Raw genomic sequence first — 10,565 nt, forward strand, 5'->3', positions numbered from 1 at the left:
CGTGACACAGGACTTATTGATCCGCACCTGGATGGCCCGGATCATCCAGCGGCAATCGCGTGGGCCAGAGGGGTCGCCAGACGCCACGGCAGGGTCTCGCCGGCATGGAAGGGCACCAGCTCGATCGCCCGGCCCGCCGCGTCATTGCGGTGCAGCTGCGCCGGAATCGGCTGGGGCACCCGCTCCAGAGTGATCGTGCCCTCGTTGAGGGGTAGGCCGTAGAAGCGGGGACCGAACACCGAGGCAAAGGCCTCGAACCGATCGAGCGCCTTCTCCTGATCAAACACCTGGGCGTAGCTCTCCAGGGCCCAGGGTGCGTTGAAGATGCCGGCGCAGCCGCAGGACGTTTCCTTGGCGGCGCGACCGTGGGGCGCCGAATCGGTTCCCAGGAAAAAGCGGGGGTCACCGGAGACGGCCGCGGCCCGCAGGGCGAGGCGATGGAGCTCCCGTTTGGCCACCGGCAGGCAGTAGAAATCCGGCCGCAGGCCACCGCTGAACATGGCGTTGCGGTTGATGTGCAGATGGTGCGGTGTGATCGTGGCCGCCAGATTGGCGGGCGTCCCGCGCACGAAATCCACCGCATCCGCGGTGGTGATGTGTTCCAGCACCACCTTCAGAGCGGGATGGCGCTGCAACAGCGGCTGCAGATGGCGCTCGATGAAGACCGCCTCGCGATCAAAGATGTCGATCGAGGCCTCGGTGACCTCGCCATGGATCAGCAGGGGCATGCCGATCCGCTCCATGGTCTCCAGCACCGGCGCGATCGCCGCGGGATCGGTGACTCCCGCCGCCGAATTCGTGGTGGCGTGGGCCGGATAGAGCTTGCAGGCCGTGAACACACCGTCGGCGAAGCCGGCCGCAATCTCTGCCGGATCGATCGTGTCGGTGAGGTAGGCGGTGAGCAGCGGCGTGAACGTGCATCCATCCGGAAGGGCCGCCTGGATGCGTTCGCGGTAGGCCCGGGCCGCCGCCACCGTGGTGATCGGCGGCCGCAGGTTGGGCATCACGATCGCCCGGGCGAACTGCCGCGCCGTGTCGGACACCACGGCCTGCAACATGGCGCCGTCGCGCAGATGCACATGCCAGTCGTCGGGCTGACGGATCGTGAGGCGCTCGACAGCCATGGGCAACGGCAGAACAGGGACAAGCCAGGATTGACCCTAGGCAGCGGCCACCGCCCTGCCCGATCCAGGCGGCTGAAACACCCCCGGGCCGCCACATTGGAGCCAGCGGCACCGGCAAGGTGACCTACCGGGAGGCGAACGCCCTGATCACGGCCCTGCGGCGCCCAGCGGCCTACGACCATCCCGTGGGCCGGATCGTCCTGCTGGAGACCCACATCTCCTGGGTGCTGCTCAGCGGGCCGTACGCCTACAAGGTCAAGAAACCGGTGAGCTTCGGCTTCGTCGATTTCTCCACCCTGGAGCTCCGCCGCCAGTTCTGCGCCGAGGAGCTTCGGCTCAACCAACGGCTCGCGCCCGATCTCTACCTGGACGTGGTGCCGATTCTCGGCCCGGTGGGGCAGGCCCGCTTCGGCCCGCCCGAGGCCCTGATGGGGCCAAGCGACGCTCCCCTCGAAGACGAGCTCGACGCGATGATCGATGTGGCCGTGCGGATGCGCCAGTTCGATCAGGACGACCTGCTGCCGGCCGCCCTGAAACGGGGTGCCATCAATGGCGGGATGATCGATCGGCTGGCCCACGATCTGGCCTGCTTTCAGGCCCGGGCCGCCATCGCCGCTCCGTCAGGCCCCTACGGCAGCTTCGAGGCGGTGGTGGCGCCGGCGGACGCCAACATCGCGGCGCTGATGGCGGTGGAGGTCCTGATCCCCCGATTGCGGCCCCTGCAGGACTGGAGCCGCACCACCCTGGCCGCCCTGGCGCCGCTGCTGCCCGCCCGCCGCCAGGCGGAGCGGATCCGTGAAGGCCACGGCGATCTGCACCTCGGCAACATGGCCCTGCTGGGCGGGCGGATCACCGTGTTCGACGCCCTCGAGTTCAACCCTGCCCTGCGTTGGATCGACGTGATCAGCGATCTGGCCTTCCTGGTGATGGATCTGCACCAGAGCGGCCATGCGGGCCTGGGCTGGCGGCTGCTCAACCGCTGGCTGGAGAGCAGCGGCGACTACGAAGGCCTGCGGCTCTGGCGCTGGTATGAGGCCTACCGCGCCCTGGTGCGGGCCAAGGTGGCGGTGCTGCGCGCCACGCAGCAGGGCCTGCCCCCCCTTGGAGACCCGTCCACAGCGGCCAGCGTGGAGCGCTATCTGGCGTTGGCGGAGGGATTGATGCGGCCGACTCCGCAGGCACTGGTGCTCACCCACGGGGTGTCGGGATCCGGCAAATCCCACCACAGCCTGCAGGTCTGCGAACGGCTGGGGGCGATCCGCATCCGTTCCGACGTGGAACGCAAGCGGCTGGCGGGCCTGTGGGGAGAGCCCCGCCAGCGGCACCCCCAGGCCAGCGGCCCCCTGTACGGAGCCGCCATGTCTGACCTGCTGTTCGAGCAGCGCCTGCCACAGCTGGCCGAAGCGGTGCTGGCTGGTGGGTTCACACCGATCGTGGATGCCACCTTCCTGCGGCGACGTCAGCGGCAGGCCTGGGCGGAGCGGGCGCGGCGCTGGGGCGTGCCCCTGGTGATCCTGGAGTTCAGCGCCCCTGCCGAGCTGGTGCTGCAACGGATCGCCGAGCGAGGCCGCCGGGGGGACGATCCCTCCGACGCCGACGCGGCGGTGGTACGGCAGCAGTGGCACACGCTCGAACCGCTGGATTCCGGGGAGAGGTCCCAGGCTGTGCAGGTCGATGCAACGGCCGACCCGGAATGCACCACCGCCGCCTTGAGGCAACGCCTCAGGGTCTGAAGCGACCGGCAGCGCCTCCGGACATCACGCCGGCGGGCATCACGCCTCAGGCCAGCCCAGTTCAGGCCAGCACCGCGATGCAATCGATCTCCACCCGCGCGTCCTTGGGCAGGGCCGCAACTTGCACGCAGGCCCGCGCCGGGGAGATGCCGGCGCCGAACACCTCGGCGTAGAGGGCGTTGACGCGGGCGAAATCCCCCAGATCCACCAGGAAGACCGTGGTGCGCACCACCTGCTGGGGCGTGCAGCCGGCGGCGGCCAGCACCGCCTGCAGGTTGGCCAGCACCTGCCGGGTCTCGGCTTCCACGTCGCCGTCACCCACCATGGCGCCGGTGGCCGGATCGAGGGCGATCTGGCCGGAGCAATAGAGCACACCGCCCGCCTTCACAGCCTGGTTGTAGGGACCCACCGGGGCCGGTGCGTCGCTGGTGATCACGGCTTCCAGCTGCGGGGCACCACTGGGGGAGGACGCGCTCATGGCCCGGGGACCGTTGGGAGAAGATGACGGCTGAGACTATGGCCCTTCCCGGCCCCGGCCCCATCGCCAGCGACCTCGACTCCCTGATGCCTCCCGATCTGCCGCGGCGCCAGCACGTGCGGATCGAGGGGCTCTGGCACCGCTATCCCGGCACCGACCCCGAAGCCTGGACCCTGCGAGGCATCGATCTCAGCCTGGCCCAGGGTGAGCTGGTGGGCCTGCTGGGCCCCTCCGGCTGCGGCAAGACCACCCTGCTGCGGCTGATCGCCGGCTTCGAGCACCCCAGCCGCGGCAGCGTGGCGATCGACGGCCGGGTGGTGGCGGGGCCGAACCGCTGGCTGGAACCGGAGCGCCGTGGCGTCGGCATGGTGTTCCAGGACTATGCCCTGTTCCCCCATCTCGATGCCTGGCGTAATGCCTGCTTCGGCTTGCGGCGCGGCCAGGACAGCAGCCGAGCGGCCTGGCTGCTGGAACTGCTCGGGCTCAAGGGGCTGGAGGAGCGGTATCCCCACGAGCTCTCGGGAGGCCAGCGCCAGCGCCTGGCCCTGGCCCGTGCCCTGGCGCCAGGGCCCTCAGTGGTGCTGCTGGACGAACCCTTCTCCAACCTGGACGTGGAGGTGCGCCTGCGGCTGCGCAGCGAACTGCCGGCGGTGCTCAGCCGCTGCGGCGCCAGTGGCCTGATCGTGACCCACGACCCGGAAGAGGCCCTGGCGATCTGTGATCGGGTGGCGGTGCTGCGCAACGGCAACCTCGATCAGTGCGCCAGCCCGCGGGATCTGGTGCAGCGGCCTGCCACACCCTTCGTGGGCCGCTTTGTGCTGCAGGGCAACCTGGTGCCGGCCCGGCGGCAGGGCGACCATCTCGACACGGCCCTGGGCCGGCTGGCTCCCCTCGACGGCCAGCATCTCCAGCCCTCCCAGGGCGAGGTGCTCGAAGCCCTGATCAGCCCGGAGGCGATCAGCCTCGAAGCCGATGGGGAGGGTGACGCCTGGGTGATGGGCCGCGAGTTCCTGGGCCGCGACTGGCTGTATCAGGTGCAGCAGGGCTCGGGTGCGGCGGCGGTGCAGCTGCGGCTGCGGCTGCCCCTGGAGCAGGAACATCCCCGCGGGCAACGCTGCCGCCTGCGCCTGCGCCGCGGTGAAGCGGCCCTGTTGTTCCCGGAGCGGCAGGCACTGGTGGCGCTCTGAGCAGCGCCTGCCAGCCCCCTCAGCCGCGCCAGTGATCCTTGCGGCCGCGGCGCTCGCCCAGCTGCTCGGCCGTGGTGGCCCGAACCATCAGGTTGGTGGCCCGCTCCAGCGCGATCGTGCTGGGAATGGTGGGGATCCCGTGGCGGCGGTCGTTCTGCACCTGGGCGAGCCGGGCGGCGATCGCCGCATCGCCGGGCTGCTCGGCCGCGGCCCAGCGCAGGTTGTCTTCGGTGTATTCGTGGGCGCACCAGACCCGGGTGGCGGCAGGCAGGGCCGCCAGGCTCTGGAGGGAGGCATGCATCTGGGCTGGTGTGCCCTCGAACAGTCGCCCGCAGCCGCCGGCAAACAGGGTGTCACCGCAGAACAGGTGGCCGCCGACCGGATCGCCCTGCTCTTCCTTCGGCAGGTGAAAGGCGAGATGGCAGCGGGTGTGACCGGGAACCTCCAGCACCTGAACCGTTGTTCCCAGCAGCTCGAAGCGGTCGCCACCGCGCACGCCGCGGGTCTGGAAGGGAATGCGGGAGCGATCGGCGGCGGAAGCAATCACGGCCGCCTGCGGCCAGCGCCGCAGCAACGCCGGTGTGCCACCGATGTGATCACTGTGATGGTGGGTCTGGAGCACCGCCACCAGCTCCAGCCCCTGGCCCTCCAGGGCGGCAATCACCGGCTCGGCCACGGCCGGATCCACCACCGCCGCCTCGTTGCCACGGCGCAGCAGAAACACGTAGTTGTCCTGCAGCACCGGCAGCAGCGAGACCTCGAGAGCAGGCGCTGGAAGGTGCGGTGGGGTCTCCAGTCCCGGCGTGGTCAGTCCCATCGTTAAAGTCCGGCTGCGGCTCGGTCCCATGATCACCGCTGCATGATCTGCGCCGCAGCGCTGGCTGCGCGCCCCCCGCCGAGCCCGCCATGATCACCGTCGCCCTGGCCAAAGGAGCTCTGCTCAAGCATTCGGTGCGGCGCTTCGCAGCGGCCGGTCTCGATTTTTCGTCGTTGCTCGATCCCGACAACCGCCAGCTGATGGTGGAGAGCAGCTGTGGCCGCGCCCGCGCCCTGTTGGTGCGCAATGGCGATGTGCCGGTGTATGTGGCCTACGGCCAGGCCCAGCTGGGTGTGGTGGGGTACGACGTGCTGCGCGAGCACCAACTGCCGGTGGCCCAGCTGGTGGATCTCGGCTTCGGCGGCTGCCGCATGGCAGTGGCGGTCAAAGCCGCGAGCGGCTACACCCGGGCGGCGGATCTGCCGGCCCACTGCCGCATCGCCAGCAAGTTCACCCGGTGCGCGGAAGACTTCTTCGCAGCCCTGGATCTGCCGGTGGAGGTGATCCACCTCACCGGATCGGTGGAGCTGGGGCCGATCACCGGCATCTCCGAGGCGATCGTCGATCTGGTGGCCACCGGCCGCACCCTGCAGGACAACGGTCTGGTGGCGATCGAAGATCTGTTCCACAGCACCGCCCGTCTGATCGGCCATCCCCTCGCCCTGCGGCTCGATGGCGGCGAGCTCCAGACCCTGATCGACCGGATCGCCAGCGTGGGACAACCCGCCAGCCGGTCGCCGCAGCCGGCCCTGGCGCAGGCCGGCTGATGGCCAGCCTCGATCGCCAGCGTCTGCTTCGTCTGATTCCCTACCTGGGCCGGGATCGGCGCCGACTGCTGCTCACCCTGCTGCTGCTGATCCCCCTGGCCCTGTCGGCCGCCGTGCAACCTCTTCTGGTGGGCCAGGCGATCGCCGTTCTGCGGGGCGAACCCACCATGGCCTGGCTGCAGGGCCAGCCGGTCCCCGCTGCCCTGCGGTGGCTCGTGCTGCTGCTGCTGGCGGCGGTGGCGGTGCGGCTCTCCCTGCAGAGCGCCCAGAGCTACAACGTGCAGGCGATCGGCCAGCGGCTCACGGCCCGCATCCGTGACGATCTCTTCCGTCACGCCCTGGCCCTGTCGCTGCGGTTCCATGACAGAACGCCGGTGGGCAAGCTGCTGACCCGGCTGACCAGCGACGTCGATGCCCTGGCGGAGGTGTTCGGCAGCGGTGCCTTCGGGGTGCTGGCCGATCTGGTGACGCTGCTGGTGATCGCGATCACGATGATCTCGATCGAATGGCGCCTCGGCCTGCTGCTGCTGCTCAGCCAGGTGCCCGTAACCCTGGGCATCCTCTGGCTGCAGGGCCGCTACCGCACGGCCAACTACCGGGTGCGGGAGGAGCTGGGCCAGCTCAACGCCGATCTGCAGGAAAACATGCAGGGGCTGGAGGTGGTGCAGATGTTCCGCCGCGAGGCCTACAACAGCGCCCGCTTCGCCCGCACCACCGACGCCTACCGCAAGGCCGTGACCGGCACGATCCTGTTCGACAGCTCGATCTCCGCCTTCATCGAATGGGTGGCCCTCTCCGCCGTGGCGGTGGTGCTGGCGCTTGGGGGCTGGATGGTGACCAGCGGCAGCATGGGCCTGGGGGTGCTCACCACCTTCATCCTGTTCTCTCAGCGGCTGTTCGATCCCCTGCGCCAGCTGGCCGAGCGCTTCACCCAGATTCAGGGTGGCCTCACGGCCGTTGAGCGGATCGGTGAGTTGCTGGAGCAACCGATCGAGATCGGCGACCTCCCGGAGGAGCAACGCAGTGCCGCCGCCATCCGGAGCGGCGCCCTGCGGGCCAGTGCCGGCGAGGTCGTATTCGAGAACGTCTCCTTCGCCTACCGCAGCGACGACCCGATCCTCGAGGATCTCAGCTTCCGGATCGCCCCCGGCGAGCATGTGGCCCTTGTGGGACCCACCGGCTCCGGCAAGTCGACCGTGATTCGCCTGCTCTGCCGCCTCTATGAGCCCCAGCGAGGCCGCATCCTGCTCGACGGCATCGACATCCGTCAGCTGCCCATCCCCACCTTGCGCCAGCGGCTTGGGGTCGTGCTGCAGGACACCTTCCTGTTCAGCGGCAACGTGGCCGACAATCTCCGGCTCGATGCTGCCATCGACAACGCCCGACTCAAACAGCTCTGCCACGACCTGGGTCTCGATCCGTTGCTGCGTCGCCTGCCGGATGGTCTCCAGACCGAGCTGCGCGAGCGGGGCGCCAATCTCTCCTCGGGCGAGCGCCAGCTGCTGGCGGTGGCTCGGGTGGCGATTCGCGATCCGTCCGTGCTGGTGATGGATGAAGCCACCGCCTTCCTCGACCCCTCCACCGAGGCCACCCTGCAGCGGGACCTGGAATCGCTGTTGCAGGAGCGCACGGCCATTGTGATCGCCCACCGCCTGGCCACGGTCGAGGCAGCCGATCGCATCCTGGTGCTGCGCAAGGGCCGGCTGATCGAGCAGGGCAACCACCGCGACCTTCGGGAAGCCGGTGGCCTCTACGCCCAGCTGGCCGACCTCCAGGAGAAAGGGCTGGCCAGGCTCTGAGCTTCGGCCTTCAGTGGCGCCCCACAGGCTCGGGGCTTGGGGCGATCGGATCGCTGGCCAGCTCAGGGGTTACGAAGCCGATTCCTTCCTCCTCCAACCAGCTGCGGATCAGAGCCGCCAGCTCAACCGGCCGCTGCCGCATCGGCAGGTGGCCCGCCCCCGTCATCTCCTCAAACCGGTGATGGCGGGTGTATCCAGCTAAATGGCGCACATAGCGCGGTGCCATCACGCCGTCGTTGCTGCCGCTGATCCAGAGGCTGGGAACCACCAGCTCGGCGGTCAGCGCCGGCAGTTGCCGCACCGCCGCGCGGCTGGTGCTGCAGGCCAGCAGGCCACGGGCCGCCCGCGCATCCGCCAGCAGTGGCGCCGCAATCGAGGCGGTGCCGGGCAGCCGCCCCAGCCAACGGGGGCGGAGGGTCACAAACGCGCAGCCGGCGCGGCGCACGAGGGCAAAGGGGCGCGGCTGATAGACCCCACCCCCTGCGGCAATCTGCACCAGACCAGCCAGCCTGGCCCCGAGCCACGGGGCGGCATGGAGGGCGACGCTGCCCCCCAGGGAGTGGCCGATCAGCACCACCTGCCGGCCGGCGGCCCGTTCCGTGGCGGCATCCGCGAGCCAGCGGCCATAGCTGGCCAGGCTGGGCTGCAGACCGCGGGGCCGCACGGCGTGCCCGAAACCCGGCAGATCGGGGCACCAGAGTTCCCAGGACCGTCCCAGTTCCTCAACCAGGGGCTGCCAGAGCCGGCCCGAGAGCAGCCAGCCATGAACCGCCACCAGCAGCGGTGGGGCCGTACGGGCGACAGGAGGGAGGCTCAGGGTGCCAACGGCCGCAACTCGCCCCACCCTCGCGCAGGAGCCCCCATCAGGCGCGGGGATGGGGCAGGATCGTCCGATTGCTTAGCTCAGGGTGCTGCTGGAAGAGCTCTACGGCGCGACCCATCGTCTCTGCCCCACCCCCAATCCACAGGTGCACCTGGTGCTGAGTCAGGAGCGGCCGATCGATCTGATCGAACTGGAGCAGCTCTGTGATGCGGTGGGCTGGAACCGTCGGCCCCTGCGGCGGGTGCGCAAGGCCCTGCAGCACAGCCTGCTGCGGGTCAGTCTCTGGCGCCATGATCCCCGCGTTCCGCGCCTGGTCGGTTTCGCACGCTGCACCGGCGACGGCGTGATCGAGGCCACGGTCTGGGACGTGGCCGTGCATCCGCTCTACCAGGGAGCAGGCCTGGGCAAACAGCTGATGGTCTACGTGATCGATCAGCTCCAGGCCATGGGGGTGGAGCGGGTCAGCCTGTTCGCTGACCCCGGCGTGGTGGGCTTTTATCAGAGCCAGGGCTGGGAGCTGGAGCCCCTGAGCCGCCGCTGTGCCTTCTGGTACTCCCCCTGATCCGGGGCTGAGGCGACTCCAGACGTTGCCCCGGATCAGCTCTTGCGGGGCAGTTCGGCCGGCCGGATGGTGAGATCGAGGGAGCGATCCCCTCGCCGCACCCGCAGAGCCAGGGGCTGGCCGACACGGCCCTGATCCACCGCCAGCTGCACATCCGAGGGGTTCTTCATGGCCTTCTCACCCACCCGTTCGATCAGATCGCAGGGCTTGAGGCCAGCGGCGGCGGCGGGACTGCCGTCAATCACGTCCACCACCACCACGGCGTTCACTTCAGGCAGGCGGCACTGGTTCGTGGTGGCATTGATCTCCCGCGCCAGCTGGGGCGTGAGCGCCTGCAGACGTACCCCGATGTAGGGATGGCTGGCGTAGCCCCGTTCCAGGATCTGGGCGGCGATCTGGCGCGCCACATTGATCGGGATCGCGAAACTCAGGCCCGCCCCCGGCGCCTGCCGGATGGCGGTGTTGATCCCGATCACCTGACCGCGGTCGTTGATCAGCGGTCCACCGCTGTTGCCCGGATTCACCGCCGCATCGGTCTGGATGTAGGGCACCCGCTGACCCTCCCCCACGGCGTTGGTGCGCTGGATGGCGCTGATGATCCCGGCGGTCACGGTGTTGTCGAGGCCGAGGGGGTTGCCGATGGCGATGGCCCACTCCCCTGGCCGCACCTTGGCGGAATCCCCCAGGGGGGCCACCGGCAGCTTGGAGGCCACCACCTTCACCACCGCCACGTCGGTGAGCGGATCACTGCCCAGCACCTTGCCATTGAAGCTGCGGCCATCCGGCAGGGTGACGCTCACCTCGGCGGCCCCCTCGACCACATGGGCATTGGTGAGCAGCACCCCATCGGAGCGGGTGATGAACCCCGAGCCCTGCCCCTGCTGCTGCTGGATCGAGGGACCCCGTCCGAACAGCCCGCCTAGGGGATTGATCACCTGCTTGGTGGTGTCGATCCGCACCACCGATGGACCCACCTTGTCCACCGCGTCGACAATGACGTTGCGGCCGGGCTGCAGCGAGGTCGCCGGTGCGGCATCACTGATCCTTGGCTCCGGCGGCGCGGGTTTGGCGCCGGGCATCCGGATGTTGGGCAGGAAATTGCCCTGGCAGCCCCCCAGGACCACCAAAAGGCTGGCGGGCAGGGCCAGGAGCGGCAGGTGCCGCAAGGCGAAGGGGGTACGGCGAGGGAGCATCACGCGCGGCCTGAATGATTCATTTAAGACCGACCGCCCCCCAGGAGCTGCGTATATTCAGCACCCGCGAGGTGACGCAACG

Annotated in this window: 10 protein-coding genes; 5 read left to right on the forward strand and 5 right to left on the reverse strand. The window is 69.6% G+C overall.

The window, feature by feature from the left end; genetic code table 11:
- Positions 1-41: 41 nt before the first annotated feature.
- Complete coding sequence (gene pyrC / locus H8F26_RS19030) at positions 42-1,124, reverse strand: dihydroorotase (protein WP_197156569.1); 1,083 nt, start codon at positions 1,122-1,124, stop codon at positions 42-44.
- Positions 1,125-1,243: 119 nt separating this feature from the next.
- Here pyrC and H8F26_RS19035 point away from each other — a divergent pair, with 119 nt between their 5' ends.
- Positions 1,244-2,857 (forward strand): bifunctional aminoglycoside phosphotransferase/ATP-binding protein, encoded by a 1,614-nt coding sequence (locus H8F26_RS19035; RefSeq protein WP_197156570.1) that lies wholly within the window; start codon positions 1,244-1,246, stop codon positions 2,855-2,857.
- Positions 2,858-2,918: 61 nt separating this feature from the next.
- Here the strand turns inward: H8F26_RS19035 and H8F26_RS19040 are convergent, their stop codons facing one another.
- Entirely contained in the window at positions 2,919-3,335 is a 417-nt protein-coding gene (locus tag H8F26_RS19040; protein ID WP_197156571.1) for a Rid family detoxifying hydrolase, read from the reverse strand.
- Positions 3,336-3,421: 86 nt separating this feature from the next.
- On the opposite strand from H8F26_RS19040, the gene H8F26_RS19045 reads away from it, so the two are divergent.
- Positions 3,422-4,522, forward strand: coding sequence for an ABC transporter ATP-binding protein (locus H8F26_RS19045; RefSeq protein WP_231598340.1), 1,101 nt, complete (start codon positions 3,422-3,424; stop codon positions 4,520-4,522).
- Between the two features lie 19 nt (positions 4,523-4,541).
- Here the strand turns inward: H8F26_RS19045 and gloB are convergent, their stop codons facing one another.
- The gene (gene gloB / locus H8F26_RS19050) at positions 4,542-5,339 is read right to left on the reverse strand and encodes a hydroxyacylglutathione hydrolase (protein ID WP_197159359.1); all 798 of its coding nucleotides are present in this window, start codon (positions 5,337-5,339) and stop codon (positions 4,542-4,544) included.
- 89 nt (positions 5,340-5,428) lie between these two features.
- Here gloB and hisG point away from each other — a divergent pair, with 89 nt between their 5' ends.
- Positions 5,429-6,106, forward strand: coding sequence for an ATP phosphoribosyltransferase (gene hisG / locus H8F26_RS19055; protein WP_197156573.1), 678 nt, complete (start codon positions 5,429-5,431; stop codon positions 6,104-6,106).
- On the forward strand, positions 6,106-7,905 hold the full coding sequence (locus H8F26_RS19060) for an ABC transporter ATP-binding protein (RefSeq protein WP_197156574.1): 1,800 nt from the start codon (positions 6,106-6,108) through the stop codon (positions 7,903-7,905). Before hisG ends, H8F26_RS19060 begins: the two co-directional genes overlap by 1 nt.
- A gap of 10 nt (positions 7,906-7,915) precedes the next feature.
- Here the strand turns inward: H8F26_RS19060 and H8F26_RS19065 are convergent, their stop codons facing one another.
- Positions 7,916-8,749 carry an alpha/beta fold hydrolase gene (locus H8F26_RS19065; RefSeq protein ID WP_231605363.1) on the reverse strand — a complete coding sequence of 278 codons (834 nt, stop codon included), beginning with the start codon at positions 8,747-8,749 and terminating at the stop codon, positions 7,916-7,918.
- 64 nt (positions 8,750-8,813) lie between these two features.
- Between H8F26_RS19065 and H8F26_RS19070 the strand changes: the two genes are divergently transcribed.
- Positions 8,814-9,290, forward strand: coding sequence for a GNAT family N-acetyltransferase (locus H8F26_RS19070; protein ID WP_197156575.1), 477 nt, complete (start codon positions 8,814-8,816; stop codon positions 9,288-9,290).
- Between the two features lie 35 nt (positions 9,291-9,325).
- Here the strand turns inward: H8F26_RS19070 and H8F26_RS19075 are convergent, their stop codons facing one another.
- The gene (locus H8F26_RS19075; RefSeq protein ID WP_197156577.1) at positions 9,326-10,483 is read right to left on the reverse strand and encodes a trypsin-like peptidase domain-containing protein; all 1,158 of its coding nucleotides are present in this window, start codon (positions 10,481-10,483) and stop codon (positions 9,326-9,328) included.
- Positions 10,484-10,565 lie beyond the last annotated feature (82 nt).

This window comes from Synechococcus sp. CBW1006, assembly GCF_015840525.1.
GTDB lineage: Bacteria > Cyanobacteriota > Cyanobacteriia > PCC-6307 > Cyanobiaceae > CBW1002.

Bases quoted from the DNA above. Each gene is read 5' to 3' on its own strand.
- pyrC (WP_197156569.1), bottom strand. From the start codon at position 1,124: ATGGCTGTCGAGCGCCTCACGATCCGTCAGCCCGACGACTGGCATGTG.
- H8F26_RS19040 (WP_197156571.1), bottom strand. From the start codon at position 3,335: ATGAGCGCGTCCTCCCCCAGTGGTGCCCCGCAGCTGGAAGCCGTGATC.
- H8F26_RS19045 (WP_231598340.1), top strand. From the start codon at position 3,422: ATGCCTCCCGATCTGCCGCGGCGCCAGCACGTGCGGATCGAGGGGCTC.
- gloB (WP_197159359.1), bottom strand. From the start codon at position 5,339: ATGGGACTGACCACGCCGGGACTGGAGACCCCACCGCACCTTCCAGCG.
- hisG (WP_197156573.1), top strand. From the start codon at position 5,429: ATGATCACCGTCGCCCTGGCCAAAGGAGCTCTGCTCAAGCATTCGGTG.
- H8F26_RS19060 (WP_197156574.1), top strand. From the start codon at position 6,106: ATGGCCAGCCTCGATCGCCAGCGTCTGCTTCGTCTGATTCCCTACCTG.
- H8F26_RS19075 (WP_197156577.1), bottom strand. From the start codon at position 10,483: ATGCTCCCTCGCCGTACCCCCTTCGCCTTGCGGCACCTGCCGCTCCTG.